A 19,684-nucleotide genomic window follows, 5' to 3' on the forward strand; every position below is an offset into this window, starting at 1 on the left:
CGGATCCGGAGAACAGGCGCGGGCCCTGTTCTTGGGTGAGTCAGGAGCCCGCCGGCGGCTTCCCCCGCTCGAAGGTCCAGGTCTCCCCGTCCCCCCAGGCGCCCCGCAGCCAAGCCCGCCCGCAGGGCGCCTGCAGACCGCGCCGTTTTGGGGCCTGGATCAGGCCTTGGCCCCGCGTTTCCCGGAGCCGATCAGCGGCGACGCCCCTGCGTCGAGGGGCCAGCGGGGCCGCGCCGGCAGGTCCAGCCCGTCCGGGCCCTCGCGCGCGAGTCGTTCCGCGCCGGCCCAGGCGATCATCGCGGCGTTGTCGGTGCACAGGCGCAGGGGCGGCGCGACGAGGCGCCAGCCCGCCTCGCCCGCGGCTGTCTCGAGCGCCTCGCGCAGCCGCGTGTTGGCCGCCACGCCGCCCGCGATCGCGATGGCGGGCGCGGGTCCGGCCTCGGGGGCGAAGGCGCGCAGGGCGCGGGCGGTCTTGCCTGCCAGCACATCGGCGGCGGCGGCCTCGAAACCGGCGCAGAGGTCGGCGCGGTCCTGCAGGGTGAGGCCGCCCTGCGTCTCGACCAGCCGGTCGCGCGCGCGGCGGAGTGCGGTCTTCAGCCCCGAGAAGCTCATGTCGCAGCCGGGGCGGTCCATCAGCGGGCGGGGCAGGTCGAAGCGGGTCGCGTCGCCGGCACGGGCCTCGCGTTCGACCTCCGGGCCGCCGGGGTAGCCGAGGCCCAGCAGCCTGGCGACCTTGTCGAAGGCCTCGCCCGGCGCGTCGTCGATTGAGCCGCCGAGGCGGCGGAAGCGGCCGGGCCCCAGCACCGCCAGGATCTGGCAGTGGCCGCCCGAGACCAGCAGCATGAGGTAGGGGAAAGGCAGGCCCTCGGTCAGGCGCGGGGTAAGGGCGTGGCCGGCGAGGTGGTTGACCCCCACGAAGGGCAGGCCTGCGCCCAGCGCGATCCCCTTGGCGCACATCACCCCCGAGAGCACGCCGCCGATCAGGCCGGGACCCGCGGTGGCGGCGACGGCGTCGAGCGTGTCGAGCGGCGCGCCCGCCTCGGCGAGCGCCTGTTCGACGGCGATGTCGAGGCGCTCGGCATGGGCGCGGGCGGCGATCTCGGGGACCACGCCTCCGTAAGCCGCGTGGAGGGTCGCCTGGTCCATGACGACGGAGGAGAGGATCTCTCCGGGACCTTCGGGCAGGCCGTCGCGCAGCGGCGCGCGGACGACCGCGGCGGCGGTCTCGTCGCAAGAGGACTCGAGGCCCAGGAGGGTGAGGTGGGTGCTCATGTCAGGGCGATAGCCTCGTGCGGGGGGCCTGGCAAGGCGGCCGGGGCGGCCCTCGCGTCCGCTGCGCGGCCGCAACGCCCCGCCCGGCCGTCCCCCTAGTGGGGCTCGGGTGTCGGCGCGGTCGCGGGGCGTCGCAGCGGTTTCGCCGGAGGAGCCCCCGGCGCGGCAGTCAGGCGGCGGGGGCGGGGGCCATGGCGCGCATCGCGTCGGCGGCGATCTCGAAGCTGCGGATGCGGGCGGCGGGGTCGTGGATGTGGCCGGCCAGGATCAGCTCGTCGGGGCGATGGCGGCCGATCAGCTCGGCGAGGCCGTCGCGCACCTGGCCCGGGTCGCCGATCACGCTGACCGACTGGATCTCGTCGACCATGGCGATCTGGGCGGGGGAGAGCACGTCCTCGATCCGGTCGACCGGGGCGGGCAAGCGTCCGGGGTTGCCGCTGCGCAGGCGGGCCATGGTGATCTGGGAGGAGGTGCGGATGCGGCGCGCCTCGGCTTGCGTGTCGGCGGCGAAGACGTTGGCGGCGAGCATGAAATGGGGGGCGGGCAGACGCCCGGTGGCGCGGAAGTTGTCGCGGTAGACTTGGGCCGCCTCGAACACCAGCTGCGGCGCGAAATGCGAGGCGAAGGCGTAGGGCAGCCCCAGGTGCGCGGCGAGCTGCGCCCCGTAGAGGGAGCTGCCCAGGATCCACACCGGCACCTGCGTGCCCATGCCGGGAATCGCGCGCACGTGCTGTCCGGGCGCCGGCTCGCCGAGGTAATCCATCAGCTCCAGCACGTCCTGGGGGAAACGGTCGACCCCGTCCATGCCCCGCCGCAGGGCGCGCGCGGTGGGCATGTCGGTGCCCGGCGCCCGGCCGAGCCCGAGGTCGATGCGGTCGCCGTGCAGGGTGGCGAGGGTGCCGAACTGCTCGGCGATCACCAGCGGCGCGTGATTGGGCAGCATGATCCCGCCCGAGCCGACACGGATCGTCGAGGTCTGGGACGCCACGTGGGAGATCAGGATCGCGGTCGCGGCCGAGGCGATGCCCGGCATGTTGTGATGCTCGGCCAGCCAGTAGCGGGTGTAGCCCGCGCGCTCGGCCGCCTGGGCCAGCGCCGCGCTGGCGCGGAAGCTGTCGGCGGCGGTTCCGCCCTCGCAGATCGGCGAGAGGTCCAGCAGGGAATAGGGGATCATCGCGCCCTCCGGATGGTTCGGGATCCTTGGCATTCGATCCAACATAGGCGCGGGGGCGGCTTTGTGCGAGGGGCGGCGGAGCCAGGGACGCCGAAGGGACGGACGTCGCGCGACGGTCGGGGCGGCCCTCGCGTCGGCTGCGCCTCCGCATCGCCCCGCCCGACCGTCCCCGTTCCTGAGCGAACCGGGACCGGCGGCGCGGGGCGCGGGCGCGGCGTTCAGGCCGCGGGCAGGGGGGCGATGCGCAGGCGGGCGCAGAGCAGGGTCAAGGTTCCGCCGTCGATCTCGAGCAGGATCAGTCCGTCCCGGGCCCGCGCCGTGACCTGCACGATCTCGTACTGGCTTTCCAGGAGGGAGGCGGTCGAGACGCGCTCGGCCGTGTCGGTCTCGATCCGCCACAGAGACGGGGGCTGGTCGGGGTCGCGGCTGTCGCTCGACAGGTCCGCGACCACGCGGTTGCGCGCGACCTGGGAGAGGCCGAAGGCGGTGCGCTCCGGCGTTACCAAGATCTCCAGCCGGGCCAGGCGCCAGTCGTGGAAGGCGTCGCGCGCGGCGAGGAAGGCGGCCGCCTCGGCGGCCTCGGTCGTGTCGAGGGACCGGTCGAGCCGGCTCACGCCGGCATGCCGGTGGGCAGTCCGTCGAGGGAGACGGCGTTCTTCTCGGCGCGGTAGGCCTTCAGGCCCTCGGCGCCCTTGCCCTCGGCCCAGCGGGTCAGCACGTCGCGCTCGCCCTGATGCTCGAACAGCGGCACCGCGTAGCCGCAGGAGGTCTGCACCAGGTCCGCGGTCAGCTCCACAATCTGGCGGGCGCCCAGCGGCGCCTCGCCGTCGTAGGAGGCGGCCAGGCGCTCGGCATACTCGGGCGTGCCGTGGAACAGCGAGCGGGCGCGGCCGTAGAGGCGCAGGATCATCGGCGGCCCCTCGAAGGCGCAGAACATGAGCGTCATGCGGCCGTCGGCCAGCAGGTGGGCCGAGGTCTCGGACCCCGAGCCGGTCAGGTCGAGGTAGCAGACCCGGCTCTCGTCCAGCACCCGCAGCGCGTCCGTCGAGCGGGGCGAGAGGTTGATGCGGCTGTCGCCGGTCGCGGTGGCGGCGAAGAAGATCTTCTGCTTCGCGATGAACCGGGCGAGGGGGGGCTCGATGCGCTCAAACTGGGTCGCCATGGGGGGCTCCGTCGGGAAGGGACGGGGGAGGGTATGCGCGATGGCGGGGGGAGAGCAACGGGAGGCGCGTGGGCGGGGCGGGAGACGGCCGCTTCCGAACCTCACCAGAGAACAGGCGCTTCCGGCCTGAGGCGGGTGGGGCGCCCGGGGCCGGTGGCGGGCCGGACGCCTGGGGTTGCAAGCGGAGGGGGCGCCAAGGGCGGCGTCGGATAGGGGGGTCAGCCGCGCGCGGTGTGGGCGGCGTCGGCGAGGGTCTTGACGAAGGCCAGAACCTGGGCCGGGGCGTCGCCGGCGGCGATGCGCTCGACGATGGCCGAGCCGACGACCACGCCGTCGGCGACCTTGCCGATCTCGGCGGCGCGGGCGGGCGTCTTGATGCCGAAGCCCACGCAGACGGGCAGGGGGGTCGAGGCCTTGATCCGCGTCACCTCGGGGCCCACCGCGCCGGCGGCGGCCTCGGCCGCGCCGGTGATGCCGGTGATCGAGACGTAGTAGACGAAGCCCGAGGTGTTCGAGAGCACCTTGGGCAGACGCTTGTCGTCGGTCGTGGGGGTGGCGAGGCGGATGAAGTTCAGGCCCGCGGCCTGGGCGGGGAGGCAGAGCTCGTCGTCCTCCTCCGGCGGCAGGTCGACCACGATCAGGCCGTCGACGCCGGCGGACTGCGCCTCGGCGAGGAAGGTCTCGACGCCCATCGAATAGATCGGATTGTAGTAGCCCATCAGCACGACCGGGGTCTCGTCGTCGCTCTCGCGCAGGGCGCGGACCACACCGAGGGTCTTGCGCAGGGTCATCCCCTGCTCGAGCGCGCGCTGGCCGGCGAGCTGGATGGTGGGGCCGTCGGCCATCGGGTCGGTGAACGGCAGGCCGAGCTCGATCACGTCCACCCCGGCGCCGGCGAGGCCCTTCACGATCTCGAGCGAGGTCGCGAGGTCGGGGTCGCCCGCCATCACGTAGGAGACGAAAGCAGGCCGTCCCTCGGCCTTCAGCTTCGCGAAGCGTCGGTCGATGCGGGTCATGCCGGTCCTCGTCCTGATCGGTCTGGCGGGTGGGGCTCAGGGGTGCGCGCGCGGGGTCGGACGACCCGGGCGGCAGGGGAAGGGCGCGGGCCCGCGCGGGGCCCGCAGCCGATCAATCGTCGTCGCGGAAGAACTTCTTCTCGCGCGGCTTGCCGTCCCAGCCGGTCTTGCCGCGACGGTTGTCGTCGCGCCCGGGCTTGCCGCCGAAGCCGCCGCCGTCGTCGGGACGCTCGGTCCGCTCGTTGCGGTCGCCGCCGCGATAGCCGCCGCCGCCGCCGCCGAAGCCGCCGCGATCGCCGCCCCGGTCGCCGCCGCGATACCCGCCTCGGTCGCCGCCGCGATCGCCGCCCCGGAAGCCGCCCCGGTCGCCGCCGCGATCGTCACGGTCGCCGCCGCCGCGGAACTCCCACTTGTTGAGCAGGGACTCGGTGAAGGTGTCGCGGCCGATCCGGCCCTCATGGCACCAGACCACGCTTACGTTGTCGCCCTCGATGCTCTCGACGGCCATGCGCATCGAGCCCGAGATCAGGACGACCATGTCGCCCGCGTTGAATTTCGCCACGTAACGTAACCTTTGATTCGCCCCGTCGAGTCGCGACAGGAGCGTGGTTGTCTAGCTCGCTCCGGACCTCCCGGAGCGAAATCCCCTCAGATCGACGTCCCCAGCGCCTCGGCGACGGTGAAGATGTCCTTGTCGCCCCGCCCGCACATGTTCATCACCAGAAGCGTGTCCTGCGGCAGAGTCGGCGCGAGTTTCGTCACATGCGCCAAAGCGTGGGCCGGTTCAAGCGCGGGGATGATGCCCTCGGTGCGGCAGGATAGCTGGAACGCCTCCAGCGCCTCCTGGTCGGTGACGGAGACGTATTCGACCCGCTTCATGTCGTGCAGCCAGGAATGCTCGGGCCCGATCCCGGGGTAGTCGAGCCCCGCCGAGATCGAGTGCCCCTCGAGGATCTGGCCGTCCTCGTCCTGCAGAAGGTAGGTGCGGTTGCCGTGCAGCACGCCCGGACGCCCGCCGGTCAGCGAGGCCGCGTGCTCCATCCGGTCGTCCACCCCATGCCCGCCGGCCTCGACGCCCACGATCCGAACCTCGGGGTCGTCGAGGAACGGGTGGAACAGGCCCATGGCGTTCGAGCCGCCGCCGATGCAGGCGACCAGCACGTCGGGCAGGCGGCCCTCGGCCTCCATCATCTGGGTCCGCGTCTCCTTGCCGATGATCGACTGGAAGTCGCGGACCATCGCCGGGTAGGGGTGGGGACCCGCCACCGTGCCGATGCAGTAGAAGGTGTCGGAGACGTTGGTGACCCAGTCGCGCAGCGCCTCGTTCATCGCGTCCTTGAGCGTGCCGCGCCCGGAGGTGACGGGGATCACCTGGGCGCCCAGCAGGCGCATCCGGAACACGTTGGGCTTCTGACGCTCGACGTCGGTGGCGCCCATGAACACCACGCACTGCAGGCCGAACTTGGCGCAGACGGTGGCGGTGGCCACGCCGTGCTGCCCGGCGCCGGTCTCGGCGATGATCCGGGTCTTGCCCATGCGCCGCGCCAGCAGGATCTGGCCCAGCACGTTGTTGATCTTGTGCGCGCCGGTGTGGTTGAGCTCGTCGCGCTTGAAATAGACCTTGGCGCCGCCGAGCTCCTCGGTCAGGCGGGGCGCGTAGTAGAGCGGGCTGGGCCGGCCCACGTAGTTCGTCCAGAGGTCGTCCATCTCGGCCCAGAAGGCGGGGTCGTCCTTGGCGCGGGCGTATTCCGCCTCGAGTTCAAGGATCAGCGGCATCAGCGTCTCGGAGACGAAGCGGCCGCCGAAGATGCCGAAGCGCCCCTGCTCGTCGGGGCCGGAGCGGAAGCTGTTGAGGCCGTCTGCGGTCATGGGATCTCTCTCTGGCGCGCGTCGCGGCCCATTTAACCCCTGCGGGGTCCGAGGTGAAGGGGGCGTGGGGCCTGCGGGGCGTCATCTGCCCCGCCCCGACGCCGCGATCCCGTCCGCCGGCGGCCGGCGCCACGGGGGCCGCGGGGCGGTCAGAGCGTCATCTTGAAGCCCTGGTGGCTCTGCTCGAAGCCGTTGGCGGTCCAGAAGCGGTGGGCGTCGGGCCGGGCGTTGTTGGAGGTCAGCTGCAGGATCGCCGCGGCGCCGTCGCGGGCGATCCGCACCGCCTGCTCGATCATCTGCGCGCCAAGGCCCGTGCCCCGCAGGTCGCGCGCGATGCGCACGTTCTCGATCTCGGCCCGCGTGGCCCCGGCCCAGGAGATGCCGGGCATGAAGATCATCTGGAAGCAGCCCACCACCGGTCCGCTCGCGCGGTCGCCGGTCACCGCGACATAGAGGGTGTTGCCCCGCTGCTCCTCGATCGCGTGGAAGGCGGCGAGATAGCGGGGGTCGTCGGCAGACGCCTCGCGCGCGGCGCCCAGCTCGTCGTCGCTCATCAGGGCGACGATGGCGGGGAGGTCGGCCTCCCGCGCGGGGCGAACGATGAGGGTGTCGGGGCGGGCTTCGGAGAGGGTCTCGGTCTGGGTCATGAAAGTTCCCGGTAGACGGCCCGCTCGAAGCTCTCGAACGCCGCGCGGGCGGGGGGCGAGAGGAACGGGCTCTGCTGCATCATCAGGACCGCCGCGAGGCCCGAGGCCGGGTCGATCCAGTAGTGGGTGTTGAACAGGCCCGCCCAGAACAGCGTGCCGGCGCGGCGCATGCCCGGCAGGTCCTGCTCGACGCGCATGAACACGGGCGTGTGGGTCTTCTCGACGCCCGGAAAGATCTCGAGCGGCGCGGTCAGCGTCGGCAGAGCCGAGGGCAGGTCGCGCACGCGCAGGTCGCCGATGGCGTTCGCCGAGATCTTGCGCACGGTCTCGGGGGAGAAGACGCGCACGCCGTCAAGCTCCCCGTCGCGCAGGATCATCCGGGCGAACCGGGCGTAGTCGGGCGCGGTCCCCGACATGCATCCGCCCATCGAATAGAACCCGTCGGAATAGTCCCCGATCCCGGGCGCGGCCTGCAGGCGGCCGTCCTCGTCGGGGCGGTGGTTGGCGACAAGCCGCGGGCGCATCGCCTCGGTCGGGGCCACGTCGGTGGAGGTCATCGCGAGGGGGCCGAGGATCTCGTCGGCCAGGAACTCGCGGATCGGGCGGCCGGAGATCGTCTCGACCGCGAGCCCGACCCAGTCGATGGCGACCGAGTACTCCCAGGCCTCTCCCGGCTCGCGCAGGAAGGGGAAGTTGGCCATGCCCGCGCGCCCGCCCTCCCGCCGTTTCGCGCCGCGCAGGGTCAGCAGGCGAAGCTGGTCGGCGTTCCACATCTCATAGCCCAGGCCCGCGGTATGGGTCGCGAGGTGGCGCAGCGTGACGGGCCGGGCGCGGGGACGGAAGCGGGGCGTGTCGCCCTCGAACCCTTCGAGCACGGGCAGCGCGCCGAGGTCGGCCATCAGCTCGCCCGCGTCGTCATCGAGGCTGCACCGCCCCTGTTCGACCAGCCGCATCAGCGCCGCGCAGCCGATGGCCTTGGTCATCGAGGCGATCTGGAACACCGAGTCGAGGGTCATCGGCGCCGAGCCGCCGGCGGCGCGCAGGCCATGGGCGCTCTGGTGCAGGATGCCGTGGTGATCGGCGACGACGGCGGTGCAGCCGACGGTGTCGCCGGCCTGCACATGCGCCTCCAGCGCCTCGGAAATCGCCGCGATGACGGGCATTCTCATCCTCCCCAGGATTTTCGGGGACGATAGCCGAGGCCGCGGCCCGGTTCTATGCCGGAAGCGCCGCGGCCTGGGCCGCCGCGCAGAAGGCGCGGATCAGCGCGGGATCCTTGACGCCGGGGGCCGATTCGACGCCCGAGGACAGGTCCACCTGCCGCGCGCCGGTCAGGCGCACCGCTTCGGCCACGTTCTGGGGCGTCAGCCCGCCCGCCAGCATCCACGGCAGCGCCCAGCGACGCCCCTGGAGCAGCCGCCAGTCGAACGGCAGGCCCGCGCCGCCGGGCAAGGGCGCGCCCTTCGGGGGCTTGGCGTCGATCAGAAGCTGGTCGGCGGCCCGGGCGTAGGCGTCGATGGCGGGCAGGTCGCCCTCGTCCGCGATGCCGATCGCCTTCATCACCGGCAGGCCGTAGCGGGCGCGCACTTCGGCCACGCGCTCGGGGCTTTCCCTGCCGTGGAGCTGGATCATGTCGAGCGGCGCGGCCTCCATCAGGGCGTCGAGCTCGGCGTCCTCGGCGTTGACCGTCAGCACCACCTTGCAAAGGCCCGGCGGGGTCGCGAGCGCGAGCTCGCCGATCTCGGCCAGCGAGCGGTGGCGGGGCGACTTTGGAAACGAGACGAAGCCGACATAGGCCGCTCCGGCCTGCGCCGCGACGGCGATGTTGGCGGCCGTGTCCAGGCCGCAGATCTTCACGCGGACGCTCATCGTCGGGGGCCTTCTCGCGGTCGAGGGGCGCGGGCGCCCGGGCGGTCGAGGGGCGCAAGCGCCCTGGCGGATATCGAGGGGGCGCAGACCCCCGGGATCGAGGCCGGGGCGCGCAGACGCGTCCCGGGTGTGGCGAAACGGATCGCGCGCGCCCCGGGCGGGGCGCGCGCGATGGTCTTTTCAGGCCGGCCCGCTCAGCCGCGGGTCAGACCGAGGATGTCGTCATCCTCCTCGCCCGCCTTGGCGGCCAGGCGCTTGTTCTCGGCGTCGAGACGCGCGGCCTCCTTCTTGTAGAGGCGCTCTTTCCTGCGGTGCTCGGTCTCGCGCAGCATTTCGAGCACCAGACCGACCAGGATGCCCAGGAACACGGCCAGGAACACCGCCACATAGATCGGCAGCGTGACCTCGGTCGGGATGCCCTCGGCCCCCGGCACGCGGACGCCCTCGGGCAGCCAGCGCAAGGTCACGGGCCCGCGATTCGCAATCGCCAGCAACACGGCCGCGACCGCGACCACGATCAGGAACAGGTACTTGAGGTAACGCACCCAGCTCTCCCCTCGGCTCTCGGGGCGCGCCCGGAGCCGTCGCCGGCGCGCCCTCGCTCAGTCCTCGTCGTCGTCCCCGTCCGCGCCGTCGTTCAGACGCAGCCGAAGCTCCTTGCCCGTCTTGAAGAAGGGCACGTGCTTTTCCGGCACGGGCACGGCCTCCCCCGTGCGGGGGTTGCGTCCCATTCTTGCATCCCGCCTCTTCACAGAGAAGGCGCCGAAGCCGCGCAGTTCCACCCGATCGCCAGACGACAGGGCAGACGCGATTTCGTCGAAGACGGTCGAGACGATGCGCTCGACGTCCCTGTGGTAAAGATGCGGATTTTCCTCGGTCAGGCGCTGTATCAGCTCCGACTTGATCATCCCAGTCCCCTCTCGTGGCGGGAGCAAAGCCTCCTATCCCCCGCCTCGCGATTCATTATCGACGGCCGACCCGCCGATGTCACATCATTTCAGCCCAAGAAACCACCACGCTCAACGCCATCACTGCAGAATAGAGTAGAATCTCGGACCGGAGGTCAACCGTTTCAACTGCGTCCCGGCCAGGGCCAGTTCCGACGCGTCCAGGCCCAAGAAGCGGCCGAGCCAGGAGTCGCGCTCCCGCTCCACCTCGGCCTGGCGCACCGGAAGGTCCTTTGCGACGCCATTGGCCGCCAGCCAGTCGAGCGCCGCCTCCGGCCCGCCGACCTCGTCGATCAGACCGCGCGCCAGCGCCTGCCGGCCGGAGAACGCGCGCCCGTTGGCGGCGTCGTCGAGCTCGGCGCCGGCCAGGCCGCGCCGCTCGGCCACCAGGGCGCGGAACCACTGGTAGGCGTCGTCCAGAAGCTCCTCCTCCCAGGCGTCGACCTCCGGCGGGGTGTCGGAGAACGGCGAGGGCCGGGCCTTGAACACGTCCGAGCGCCGCTCGGTGATCGCCACGCCGAGCGTGTCGAGCAGGCCGCGCGCGTCGACCTCCTGCTTCACCACGCCGATCGAGCCGGTCAGCGTGTTGCCGCGCGCCACGATGTGGTCGGCGGCGATGGCGGCGATGTAGCCGCCCGAGGCCGCCACCTCCTCCATCTGGGCGACCACGGGCTTGGCCTCGGCCACCGCGCGGATCGCCTCATACAGCGCCTCGGAGCCCGCGACGGTGCCGCCGGGGCTGTCGATGCGGATCATCACGGCCGCGACCGAAGGGTCCGCCGCCAGCTCGCGCAGCAGCGCGTCGCGGGCGGGATCGGCGGTGATCACCCCAGTGACGTCGAAGCGGGCCACGTGGGGACCGCCGCGCGCGACGGTCGCCGCCTCGGTGGTGGCGGCCGCATAGATCGCCAGACCCAGCACCGCGAGGGCGAAAAGCCGCCAGAAGGAAAAGATGCGCCTCATGAGGGGGTCATCTCATGACCGGCGGCAGGCGTCCAGCGGTAACCCTCCGGCAGCGCCTCGCCGATCACGGAATTCGGTTCAACCACGTGGAACGGGCGTATTTTTCGCCCGCCAGCGTCTCGGCCGCCGCCATCTCCTCCGGCGTGATCTCGCCGGGCGCCCCGCCGTGGAGCGCCACGAACGAGGCGGTCAGGCGGGCGATCACCTCCTCGCGCGGCAGGCCGGTCTGGCTGCGCACCGGATCGACGCGCTTGGCCGCGCTGACGATGCCCTTGTCCGAGATCTTCTCGCGTCCGATCCGCAGCACGCGAGCCATCTTCTCGCCGTCCATGTCGTAGGCCATGGTCACGTGATGCAGCACCGTGCCCCCGGCGAACCGCTTCTGCGCCGCGCCCCCGATCTTGCCCTTCGAGGAGGCGATGTCGTTGAGCGGCTTGTACTCGGCGTCGATGCCGAGCTCGCGCAGCGCGCTCAGCACCCACTGGTCGAGGAAGGCGTAGCTGTCGGCGAGGCTCATGTCGGCCACCAGCGCGGCGGGGGCGTAGAGCGAGTAGGTGATCGCGGTCCCCGGCTCGACGAACATCGCCCCGCCCCCGGTGGCCCGGCGCACGACCTCGACGCCCAGGCGCTCGGCCTCCTGCAGGTCGACCTCGTTGGACAGGGACTGGAAGTTGCCGATGATGATCGCCGGCCGCTCCCACCCCCAGAAGCGCAGCGTGGGGGGGCGGCGGCCGGCGCCGACCTCGCGCGCCAGCACCTCGTCGAGCGCCATCTGCACGGGCGGCGTGACGGGGATTTCCTCGATGATCCGCCACTCGTGGTCGCGCCAGGTGTTGGCCGCGCCCAGCGCCCGGCGCACGGCGATGGCGATCGCCTCGGGCGAGAAGCCGACCAGCGCCGCCTCGGGACGCAGGCCGGCGCGGATTGCGGCCGCAAGTCTCTCGACCGAGGCGTCGGCCGGCAGGCCCTCGAGCGCGGCGAGGATGTCGTCGAGCGCTTCGTCGGGCTCGAGGAAGAAATCGCCCGAGACGCGAACCTGCGCCAGCCGCCCCTCTCGGACCGCGAGGTCGGCGATCACCAGCTTGCCGCCGACCACCTTGTATTCGCCATGCAGGTCGGCTCGGTCGTCGGGCATCTGGATCTCCTTCCGGGGTGGCGCGTCGCCCCGGATATGGGCCCTGTCCGCGCCGAGGGCCAGAGGGCGCGCGCCCCGCGCCGCTTCAGCCGCGCCGGCCGCGCGCCGAGAGGCCGGCGAGCGCCGCGATCCCGGCCAGCGCCATCGGCAGGGCCGCGGGCAGGGGAACCGCGGTGACCGCCAGGGTCGTCGCGACAGAGGTGATCGGCCCGCGCGTCGAGTTCGCGGTGTCGCTTCCGTAGGCGTCGAACTCCAGCGCGTTGGCCCGCAGCACGCCCGAGTTCCAGGAGCTGTACAGGTTCCAGGTGATGCCGGTTCCGTCGTTCTGCACCTGGGGGCCGTCGTTGTCGAAGGCGCCCAGGCCGTCGGTCGGGTCCAGGGCCCAGGCGTCGAGATCGAACTCGAAGGTGATGCCGTTGGGGATCATGTAGGGCGGCCGCTGCTCGCGGACCTGTCCGTCGATCGGCTGGAACACGCCCCCCACGATGGCGACGTCGGTCCACAGCAGCGCGCCGTCGCCATAGAGATGGAAGGTCAGGTCCTGCACGCTGGTCTCGTCGACCGTGCCGGAGGTGGCCGCGGCGCTCCACTCGATCACGATGCGGTCGCCGTCGGCGGGGTCCGAGGACCAGGGCAGATCCTCGGGGTCGTAGTCGACGGTGGTGGTGTAGACGGCCGAGGCCGCGGCGAGGCAGGGCGCGGTCGCAAAAACGACCGCGGCGAGCATGACGCGATACATGGGCGTGACCCCTCTGGCTTGACGTTTCCCACGTCAACCAATAGCGCCTGCGCGGCCCTGGGCCAAGATCGATCGGGACAAATGTCAGGCGGGGCGCGGCGAGCCGCCCCGGCCGGCGCTTCAGGCGCGGTCGCGCACGCGGTGTTCCCGCCACAGGGTGAAGCCGCCGCTCGCCACGATCACCGCCGCGCCAAGGATGCTGATGGCGTCGGGCGTCTCGCGCCACAGCAGCCAGCCGAGCAGGGTCGCCCAGATCAGCGCGGTATAGTCGAGCGGCGCCACCACCGAGGCGGCCGCCAGCCGGAACGCCTGGGTCATCATCGTCATCCCCGCCGTGCCGAACACGGCGATCCCGGCGAACAGCCACAGATCCTCGACCCGCAGCGGCGTCCAGAAGAACGGCGCGGCCAGGCCGCTGAGCAGCGCCGCCCCGCCCGAGAGATACAGCAGCAGCGTCCACACGCTCTCGCGCGGGTCCAGCCAGCGGGCGCTGAGCATCAGGAAGGCGTAGACGAAGGCGGTCGCCACCGGCATCAGCGAGATCGGGCGGAAGCTCTCGGCGCCCGGGCGGATCATGATCAGCACGCCCGCGAACCCCGCCAGGACCGCGAGCCAGCGCCGCCAGCCCACCGGCTCGGCCAGCAGCAGCGCCGAGAGGGCGGTGATGAACAGCGGCGCCACGAAGACCAGCGCCGTGGCCTCGGCCAGCCCCATGCGGCTGATCGAGGTGAAGAACAGCAGCGTCGCGCCGATCCACATCGCCCCGCGCAGCAGATGCGCGCCCGGCCGCGTCGAGCGCAGCGCCCCCGCGCCCCCGAACCGCCAGGCGAGCGCGACGGCGAAGGGCAGGGCGATCACGTTGCGCAGGAACAGGATCTGCAGGGGCGCGTAGCGCTCGGTCAGCAGCTTGGCGATGGCGTCGTTGACGCTGAGGCTGGCCACGCCCACGCACATCAGCAGCATGCCCGTCGCCTGCGCCCGCCCGACGCCTGCCATGGCCGTGGACATCGTCTCTCACTCCCCGGGTCTTTCTTGTCCGGCGCCCGACTGCGCGCGCCCGGCGCACGCCCGTTCGCGGCGCCGCCGCCCGGTATGGACCGGGAGGCGGCCGGGAACCAGAGGGCGGGCGGCGAGATCGTCCGAGACGTCAGGCGCAGGCGGCGTCGGCGCGCGGGGCCGGGCGCGCGCGACCGGGCGTCAAAGGGCGCGCGAGACCGGGAAGGGGAGGGGCCCTCCGTGGGTCTCGCGCGCTGGCCCCGGGGCGCTGGAGGTCCCCGCGCCGCCGCCGGTGTACGGGGGGCGGCGCGAAGGTCGAGCGGACCCGAAGCGGCGGACGCCCGCCGCACGGGGCGGCGGACGTCCGTTTCCTGGCCTCGCGGCGGTCTCAGCGCCTCCCGCGGCGCGTGCGGGACTGCCGGGGCGCGACCTGCGTCGGGGGACCGGGCTGCGCGCTTCGCGGCTGCGGGCATCGGGGCGCGGAGCGCCTGGGTCGGATCGAGGGGGGCGCGGTTGTCCGCGCCGGGCGGCAGGCCCGGGGCGCTGCGGGCGCGGCGGCTGCGACGGCGCATAGCGCCCCTGTGGCCGCGTGGGGTGTGGCGGTCGACATCATCGCGGATCCCCTCCGGGGGACCGCCATGTCGGCGCCCTTCCCGCCGTCGCTTCGGGGAGCAGGCTCCCCCAGACGACAGCTCCGGTTCACCTGAACCATAGCGGAGCGCCACTCATCGACCTAGCAATAAAATCGAATTCTTGAAATCGATCCGGGTCAGCCGCCGCATCGTCGCCTGAACGGAAAAAGGGCGCCGCGAGGGGCGCCCTTCAACCAACTTGCGAGTCCCCGCCCGGCCGAGGCCCGGCGGGGGCGAGGATCAATCCTCGCGGGTCTTCAGGGCGGCGCCCAGGATGTCGCCCAGCGAGGCGCCCGAGTCCGACGAGCCGAACTGCTCGACCGCCTCACGCTCCTCGGCGATCTCGCGCGCCTTGATCGACAGGCCCAGACGACGGGCGTTCTTGTCGATGTTGGTCACGCGGGCGTCGACCTTGTCGCCGACGTTGAAGCGCTCGGGGCGCTGGTCGCCGCGGTCGCGGGCGAGGTCCGAGCGGCGGATGAAGGCCTTCATGCCCTCATACTCCACCTCGATGCCGCCGTCCTCGATCTTGGTGACCTCGACGGTGACGATCTCGCCGCGCTTGATGCCGCCGGCCGTGGTCTGGAACGAGTCCTCGCCCAGCTGCTTGACGCCCAGCGAGATGCGCTCCTTCTCGATGTCCACATCGAGCACCACCGCCTGGACGATGTCGCCCTTCTGGTACTCGGCGAGCGCCTGCTCGCCGGGACGATCCCAGTCCAGGTCGGACAGGTGGACCATGCCGTCGATCTCGCCCTCGAGGCCGATGAACAGACCGAACTCGGTGATGTTCTTGACCTCGCCCTCGACATGGGTGCCGGCGGGGAAGTTCTCGGCGAACAGCTCCCACGGGTTGCGCAGGCACTGCTTGAGGCCCAGCGACACGCGGCGCTTCACCGGATCGACGTCGAGCACCATCACCTCAACCTCCTGAGAGGTCGACACGATCTTGCCGGGGTGCACGTTCTTCTTGGTCCAGGACATCTCGGAGACGTGGACCAGACCCTCGACGCCCGGCTCCAGCTCGACGAACGCGCCGTAGTCGGTGATGTTGGTCACGCGGCCCATCAGCTTCATGCCGGCGGGATACTTGACCTCGACGCCCTCCCACGGATCGGCCTGAAGCTGCTTCATGCCGAGCGAGATGCGGTGCGTCTCCTTGTTGATCTTGACCACCTGGACCTTCACGGTCTCGCCGATGTTCACGATCTCGGAGGGGTGGTTGACCCGGCGCCACGCCATGTCGGTGACGTGCAGCAGGCCGTCGACGCCGCCCAGGTCCACGAACGCGCCGTAGTCAGTGATGTTCTTCACCACGCCGTCGACGGTGTCGCCTTCGGTCAGGCGGGCCACCACCTCGGCGCGCTGCTCGGCGCGGCTCTCTTCGAGCACGGCGCGGCGCGACACGACGATGTTGCCGCGGCGGCGGTCCATCTTCAGGATCTGGAAGGGCTGCGGAACGCCCATCAGCGGGGTGATGTCGCGCACCGGGCGCACATCGACCTGGGAGCCGGGCAGGAAGGCCACGGCGCCGCCGAGATCGACGGTGAAGCCGCCCTTGACGCGGCCGAAGATCTGACCCTCGACGCGGGCCTCCTTCTGCGAGGCGGCGTCCTCGAGACGGTCCCAGGCTTCCTCGCGGCGGGCCTTGTCACGGCTCAGGACGGCCTCGCCCTTGGCGTTCTCGACGCGGTCGAGATAGACCTCGACCTCATCGCCGACGCCGATTTCCTTTTCGCCGGGACGCTGGAATTCCTTGATCTCGACGCGGCCTTCCATCTTGAAGCCGATGTCGATCAGCGCCTGGCCGTTGTCGATCGCGAGCACCTTGCCGCGGACGACGCTGCCCTCATCGGGCATGTGGAGCTCGAAGCTTTCTGCGAGCAGGGCCTCGAAGTCTTCCATGGTGGCGGTAGCCATATGCAGTCGTTCTCCGTTTCGTGCGTATTCGGGCCAGCCGGTTGGGTCCGGCGGTCTTGCGTTGAACCTCAGGCAGGCGGGTTGGAGCCGATGTTCCAAACGCGAAGGCCCGGGGGCGCGCCCCAGGCCTGCTCGGTCAGCCTTCGCGTTTTCTTGTTATCAGCCCCGCCGCTTCGGCGATGGCGGCGTCTATAGTCAATTCCGTCGTGTCGAGCAAGAGCGCGTCGTCCGCGGGCTTGAGCGGCGCGTCGGTGCGCTGGGCGTCGCGGGCGTCGCGCCGCGCCAGGTCGCCGGCCACTTCCTCGAGCGTGATCGCGGGGTTGGTCCTGACCAGCTCGGCATGGCGACGCTCGGCGCGCACCGCGTCCGAGGCGGTGACGAACAGCTTCACGTCCGCGTCAGGGCAGATCACCGTGCCGATGTCCCGCCCGTCGAGCACCGCGCCCGAGGGCTGGCCGGCGAAGGCGCGCTGGAAGTCGAGCAGGGCCTTGCGGACCTCGGGAATGGCCGCGACGACCGAGGCCGCCTCTCCCGCCGGACCCGTGCGCAGGCCGTCGGCCGCCAGGTCCTCGGCCTTCAGGGCGCGGGCGGCGGCGATGGCCACGGCGGCGTCGATGGTCCCGCGGCCCTCGCGCAGGGCCTTGAGGCCGGTGGCGCGGTAGAGCAGGCCGGTGTCGAGATGGGCGAACCCGTAGCGCGCGGCGAGCGCGCGCGAGATCGTGCCCTTGCCCGCGGCGGCGGGGCCGTCGATGGCGACGGTGAAGCTCATCGGCCCGAGGCCTCGCCCGGCGCGATCGAGTCGAACCGCGGCTGGCCGTCGGGCGGGATCGCGTCCCAGTCGGCCTTGCCGGCGACGAACTCATGGGCGGCGAGGCGCAGGCCGGTCGGCATGTCGGCGGTTCCCATCCAGATCTCCAGTCGGTCCCAGTCCGTGGCGGTCCAGAACAGGTTCCCGCCGCAGGTTCCGCAGAAGCCGCGGCGGCCTTCGGGCGAGGAGGCGTGCCAGCGCAGGCTGGTCTCCTCGATGCGGACGTCCTTCGTGTCGAAGGTGGCGCAGGCGACGTGGTTGCCGGTCGAGCGACGGCAGTCCTCGCAATGGCAGGCGACGACGGGGGGGGGTGCGGCGCTCTCGGCCCGCCAGCGCACGCCCCCGCACAGGCATCCCCCCGTCAGGATCATTTCCAGCCCTCCTTGAGCCAGCCTGAGCTTTCGGGCTCGTCGCCCTCGAAGGCGGGCAGGGCGGGGTCGAGCTCGAAATAATCGCCCTTGCCCGCCACATGGATGTGCCCGACCAGGCTCAGGCCCGAGGGCATGTCCAGCGTGCCGGCCATGATCGAGACATGCGTCCCGGAGTCGGGCGACCAGAACAGGTTGCCCCCGCAGGTTCCGCAGAAGCCCCGCCGGGCGCTCGGCGAGGAGCGATACCAGGTCAGGGTTCCCGCGCTCTCCAGCACCAGGTGCTCGGACAGGCAGGCGGTGGCGGCGACATGGTGGCCCGAGGTGCGCCGGCACATCTCGCAATGGCAGCCCACCACCGGGCGCAGCGGCCCGGTCACCCGGTAGCGCACGCCGCCGCACAGGCAGCCGCCGGTGGCGCGGGTTCCGGGGGTCTTTGGGGTTTCGGGCGCGTCGCTCATGCCGCCACCGCCTCGCCGATCTCGGCGCCGAGCCGCGCCATCAGCGGGCGGAAGTCGGGGAAGGAGGTGGCGATCGGCCCGCCGTCGTCGACCGAGACCGGGCGCTTCGCGGCGAGCCCCCCCACCAGGAACGACATCGCGATGCGATGGTCGAGATGGGTCGCGACTGTGCCGCCGCCGGGCATCCCGCCGGGGCCCATGCCGTGGACGGTCAGGCTGTCCTCGGTCTCCTCGACCCGCACGCCGCAGGCCTCGAGGCCGCGGGCCACGGCGTCGATGCGGTCGCTCTCCTTCACCCGCAGCTCGCCGATGCCGCGCATCACGGTGGGGCCCTGCGCGAAGGCCGCGACCACGGCCAGAACCGGGTATTCGTCGATCATCGAGGGGGCGCGCCCGGGCGGCACCTCGACGCCCTTCAGGGTCGAGAAGCGGGCGATCACGTCGGCCGTCGGCTCGCCGCCCTCCTCGCGCGCGTTCTCGAGCGTCAGGTCGGCGCCCATCTCCTGGAGCGTGGCGATCAGGCCGGTGCGGGTGGGGTTCATGGCGATGCCGGGCAGGCGGACCTCCGACCCCTCGACGATCAGCGCGGCGCAGAGCGGGAAGGCGGCCGAAGACGGGTCGCGCGGCACCGCCAGCGTCTGGCCGGTCAGCTCGGGCTGGCCGGTCAGGCGGATGCGGGCGCCGCCCTCGGGCAGCGGCTCCGAGGTCAGGGTCGCGCCGAAGCCTGCGAGCATCCGCTCGGTATGGTCGCGGGTGGCCTCGGGCTCGATCACCTCGGTGATCCCGGGGGCGTTGAGGCCGGCGAGCAGCACCGCCGACTTCACCTGCGCCGAGGCCATCGGCAGGCGGTAGGAGACGGGCAGCGGGTCGGCGGCGCCGGTCAGCACCAGCGGCAGACGCCCGCCGGCCCGCCCGCGCGATTCGGCGCCGAACAGGGCCAGCGGCTCGGTGATCCGGCTCATCGGGCGCCGGCGCAGGCTGGCGTCGCCGGTGAAGCAGGCCGAGATCGCGGTGGTCGCCATCGCCCCCATGATCAGTCGCACGCCGGTGCCGGAGTTGCCGCAGTCGATCACGTCCTGCGGCTCGGCAAAGCCGCCGACGCCGACGCCGCGCACGCGCCACGCGCCCTCGCCGGTGCGCTCGACCTGCGCGCCGAAGCCGGCCATGGCCCGCGCGGTGTCGAGCACGTCCTGTCCCTCGAGCAGGCCCGAGATCCGGGTCTCGCCGAGCGCCAGCGCGCCGAAGATCAGTGCGCGATGCGAGACGGACTTGTCGCCGGGGATCGCCGCCTCGCCGCGCAGCGGGCCGCAGGCGCGGGCGGTCAGGGGAACGGGCTGGCCGTGGGCGGACATGGGGCGGGCTCCAGGCTGGGGACGTCGAACGCCTAGACGATCCGGGCGGTTCCGTCCACCGGGGGCGCCGCCCCGGGGCGTCCCCGGGCCGGCCGCCGACGCTCGGGGCGCGCCCTGCGCCCCAGGCGCCCCCGGCGGGCCGCCGGCGCCCCGCCCGGTCGGCGGGAGCGCCGCGACGGCCCGGGCGCCGTGTGGAGGCGTCAGGCTCGCGGCGCGGGTCGGCGTTGCGCAGGGGGCGCGCGTCGCAACCCGCGCAGGTCCCGGCCCTGCGCCGCGGGCGGACGGGTCGCGACCGGCGCGCGCGGGGTCGCGGCGCTTCCTCCCTGGGCGCCAGGCGCGAGGCTCAGAGGCGGG

The 19,684-nt window shown here is 72.5% G+C and carries 21 protein-coding genes; all 21 read right to left on the bottom strand.

Features of this window, described 5'->3' with window-relative positions:
- Positions 1–159 precede the first annotated feature (159 nt).
- Positions 160–1,272 (bottom strand): tRNA (adenosine(37)-N6)-threonylcarbamoyltransferase complex transferase subunit TsaD, encoded by a 1,113-nt coding sequence (gene tsaD / locus AAC134_RS20965; protein ID WP_339951217.1) that lies wholly within the window; start codon positions 1,270–1,272, stop codon positions 160–162.
- Between the two features lie 169 nt (positions 1,273–1,441).
- Complete coding sequence (locus tag AAC134_RS20970; RefSeq protein WP_339951219.1) at positions 1,442–2,446, bottom strand: LLM class flavin-dependent oxidoreductase; 1,005 nt, start codon at positions 2,444–2,446, stop codon at positions 1,442–1,444.
- A gap of 218 nt (positions 2,447–2,664) precedes the next feature.
- On the bottom strand, positions 2,665–3,060 hold the full coding sequence (locus AAC134_RS20975; protein WP_339951221.1) for a hypothetical protein: 396 nt from the start codon (positions 3,058–3,060) through the stop codon (positions 2,665–2,667).
- Positions 3,057–3,608: a pyridoxamine 5'-phosphate oxidase family protein gene (locus tag AAC134_RS20980; protein WP_339951223.1), complete on the bottom strand. Its 552-nt coding sequence runs from the start codon at positions 3,606–3,608 to the stop codon at positions 3,057–3,059. The genes AAC134_RS20975 and AAC134_RS20980 overlap by 4 nt, the downstream gene beginning before the upstream one ends.
- A 218-nt stretch (positions 3,609–3,826) precedes the next feature.
- Positions 3,827–4,624 carry a tryptophan synthase subunit alpha gene (trpA, locus tag AAC134_RS20985; protein ID WP_339951225.1) on the bottom strand — a complete coding sequence of 266 codons (798 nt, stop codon included), beginning with the start codon at positions 4,622–4,624 and terminating at the stop codon, positions 3,827–3,829.
- A gap of 112 nt (positions 4,625–4,736) precedes the next feature.
- The gene (locus AAC134_RS20990) at positions 4,737–5,186 is read right to left on the bottom strand and encodes a hypothetical protein (protein ID WP_339951227.1); all 450 of its coding nucleotides are present in this window, start codon (positions 5,184–5,186) and stop codon (positions 4,737–4,739) included.
- Between the two features lie 86 nt (positions 5,187–5,272).
- The gene (gene trpB / locus AAC134_RS20995) at positions 5,273–6,493 is read right to left on the bottom strand and encodes a tryptophan synthase subunit beta (protein WP_339951229.1); all 1,221 of its coding nucleotides are present in this window, start codon (positions 6,491–6,493) and stop codon (positions 5,273–5,275) included.
- Positions 6,494–6,642: 149 nt separating this feature from the next.
- Complete coding sequence (locus AAC134_RS21000) at positions 6,643–7,140, bottom strand: GNAT family N-acetyltransferase (RefSeq protein ID WP_339951230.1); 498 nt, start codon at positions 7,138–7,140, stop codon at positions 6,643–6,645.
- Positions 7,137–8,303 (bottom strand): serine hydrolase domain-containing protein, encoded by a 1,167-nt coding sequence (locus AAC134_RS21005; RefSeq protein WP_339951232.1) that lies wholly within the window; start codon positions 8,301–8,303, stop codon positions 7,137–7,139. The genes AAC134_RS21000 and AAC134_RS21005 overlap by 4 nt, the downstream gene beginning before the upstream one ends.
- Positions 8,304–8,355: 52 nt before the next feature.
- Complete coding sequence (locus AAC134_RS21010) at positions 8,356–9,009, bottom strand: phosphoribosylanthranilate isomerase (RefSeq protein WP_339951234.1); 654 nt, start codon at positions 9,007–9,009, stop codon at positions 8,356–8,358.
- Positions 9,010–9,203: 194 nt separating this feature from the next.
- Complete coding sequence (locus tag AAC134_RS21015) at positions 9,204–9,554, bottom strand: LapA family protein (RefSeq protein WP_339951236.1); 351 nt, start codon at positions 9,552–9,554, stop codon at positions 9,204–9,206.
- Positions 9,555–9,611: 57 nt separating this feature from the next.
- Complete coding sequence (gene ihfB, locus AAC134_RS21020; RefSeq protein WP_339951238.1) at positions 9,612–9,917, bottom strand: integration host factor subunit beta; 306 nt, start codon at positions 9,915–9,917, stop codon at positions 9,612–9,614.
- Between the two features lie 120 nt (positions 9,918–10,037).
- The gene (gene sppA, locus AAC134_RS21025) at positions 10,038–10,919 is read right to left on the bottom strand and encodes a signal peptide peptidase SppA (protein WP_339951240.1); all 882 of its coding nucleotides are present in this window, start codon (positions 10,917–10,919) and stop codon (positions 10,038–10,040) included.
- Between the two features lie 64 nt (positions 10,920–10,983).
- Positions 10,984–12,054, bottom strand: a complete 1,071-nt coding sequence (locus tag AAC134_RS21030; protein ID WP_339951242.1) for a biotin/lipoate A/B protein ligase family protein — start codon at positions 12,052–12,054, stop codon at positions 10,984–10,986.
- Between the two features lie 85 nt (positions 12,055–12,139).
- The gene (locus AAC134_RS21035; protein ID WP_339951243.1) at positions 12,140–12,793 is read right to left on the bottom strand and encodes a hypothetical protein; all 654 of its coding nucleotides are present in this window, start codon (positions 12,791–12,793) and stop codon (positions 12,140–12,142) included.
- Between the two features lie 120 nt (positions 12,794–12,913).
- Positions 12,914–13,801 (bottom strand): DMT family transporter, encoded by an 888-nt coding sequence (locus tag AAC134_RS21040; RefSeq protein WP_339951245.1) that lies wholly within the window; start codon positions 13,799–13,801, stop codon positions 12,914–12,916.
- An 860-nt stretch (positions 13,802–14,661) separates the two neighbouring features.
- Entirely contained in the window at positions 14,662–16,341 is a 1,680-nt protein-coding gene (rpsA, locus tag AAC134_RS21045) for a 30S ribosomal protein S1 (RefSeq protein WP_339951247.1), read from the bottom strand.
- 136 nt (positions 16,342–16,477) lie between these two features.
- The gene (gene cmk, locus AAC134_RS21050; RefSeq protein ID WP_339951249.1) at positions 16,478–17,110 is read right to left on the bottom strand and encodes a (d)CMP kinase; all 633 of its coding nucleotides are present in this window, start codon (positions 17,108–17,110) and stop codon (positions 16,478–16,480) included.
- Positions 17,107–17,520 carry a GFA family protein gene (locus tag AAC134_RS21055; RefSeq protein ID WP_339951251.1) on the bottom strand — a complete coding sequence of 138 codons (414 nt, stop codon included), beginning with the start codon at positions 17,518–17,520 and terminating at the stop codon, positions 17,107–17,109. Before AAC134_RS21055 ends, cmk begins: the two co-directional genes overlap by 4 nt.
- Positions 17,517–17,978, bottom strand: a complete 462-nt coding sequence (locus tag AAC134_RS21060) for a GFA family protein (protein WP_339951253.1) — start codon at positions 17,976–17,978, stop codon at positions 17,517–17,519. Before AAC134_RS21060 ends, AAC134_RS21055 begins: the two co-directional genes overlap by 4 nt.
- Positions 17,975–19,330 carry a 3-phosphoshikimate 1-carboxyvinyltransferase gene (gene aroA, locus AAC134_RS21065; RefSeq protein ID WP_339951255.1) on the bottom strand — a complete coding sequence of 452 codons (1,356 nt, stop codon included), beginning with the start codon at positions 19,328–19,330 and terminating at the stop codon, positions 17,975–17,977. Before aroA ends, AAC134_RS21060 begins: the two co-directional genes overlap by 4 nt.
- Positions 19,331–19,684: the final 354 nt, after the last annotated feature.

Source organism: uncultured Albimonas sp. (assembly GCF_963977235.1).
Lineage (GTDB): Bacteria > Pseudomonadota > Alphaproteobacteria > Rhodobacterales > Rhodobacteraceae > Albimonas.

Coding starts and splice junctions, on each gene's coding strand:
- tsaD (WP_339951217.1), bottom strand. CDS start 1,272: ATGAGCACCCACCTCACCCTCCTGGGCCTCGAGTCCTCTTGCGACGAG.
- AAC134_RS21005 (WP_339951232.1), bottom strand. CDS start 8,303: ATGCCCGTCATCGCGGCGATTTCCGAGGCGCTGGAGGCGCATGTGCAG.
- AAC134_RS21010 (WP_339951234.1), bottom strand. CDS start 9,009: ATGAGCGTCCGCGTGAAGATCTGCGGCCTGGACACGGCCGCCAACATC.
- AAC134_RS21060 (WP_339951253.1), bottom strand. CDS start 17,978: ATGAGCGACGCGCCCGAAACCCCAAAGACCCCCGGAACCCGCGCCACC.
- AAC134_RS21055 (WP_339951251.1), bottom strand. CDS start 17,520: ATGATCCTGACGGGGGGATGCCTGTGCGGGGGCGTGCGCTGGCGGGCC.
- sppA (WP_339951240.1), bottom strand. CDS start 10,919: ATGAGGCGCATCTTTTCCTTCTGGCGGCTTTTCGCCCTCGCGGTGCTG.
- AAC134_RS21035 (WP_339951243.1), bottom strand. CDS start 12,793: ATGTATCGCGTCATGCTCGCCGCGGTCGTTTTTGCGACCGCGCCCTGC.
- AAC134_RS21030 (WP_339951242.1), bottom strand. CDS start 12,054: ATGCCCGACGACCGAGCCGACCTGCATGGCGAATACAAGGTGGTCGGC.
- ihfB (WP_339951238.1), bottom strand. CDS start 9,917: ATGATCAAGTCGGAGCTGATACAGCGCCTGACCGAGGAAAATCCGCAT.
- AAC134_RS20970 (WP_339951219.1), bottom strand. CDS start 2,446: ATGATCCCCTATTCCCTGCTGGACCTCTCGCCGATCTGCGAGGGCGGA.
- aroA (WP_339951255.1), bottom strand. CDS start 19,330: ATGTCCGCCCACGGCCAGCCCGTTCCCCTGACCGCCCGCGCCTGCGGC.
- AAC134_RS21000 (WP_339951230.1), bottom strand. CDS start 7,140: ATGACCCAGACCGAGACCCTCTCCGAAGCCCGCCCCGACACCCTCATC.
- cmk (WP_339951249.1), bottom strand. CDS start 17,110: ATGAGCTTCACCGTCGCCATCGACGGCCCCGCCGCCGCGGGCAAGGGC.
- AAC134_RS21040 (WP_339951245.1), bottom strand. CDS start 13,801: ATGTCCACGGCCATGGCAGGCGTCGGGCGGGCGCAGGCGACGGGCATG.
- trpB (WP_339951229.1), bottom strand. CDS start 6,493: ATGACCGCAGACGGCCTCAACAGCTTCCGCTCCGGCCCCGACGAGCAG.
- trpA (WP_339951225.1), bottom strand. CDS start 4,624: ATGACCCGCATCGACCGACGCTTCGCGAAGCTGAAGGCCGAGGGACGG.
- rpsA (WP_339951247.1), bottom strand. CDS start 16,341: ATGGCTACCGCCACCATGGAAGACTTCGAGGCCCTGCTCGCAGAAAGC.
- AAC134_RS20980 (WP_339951223.1), bottom strand. CDS start 3,608: ATGGCGACCCAGTTTGAGCGCATCGAGCCCCCCCTCGCCCGGTTCATC.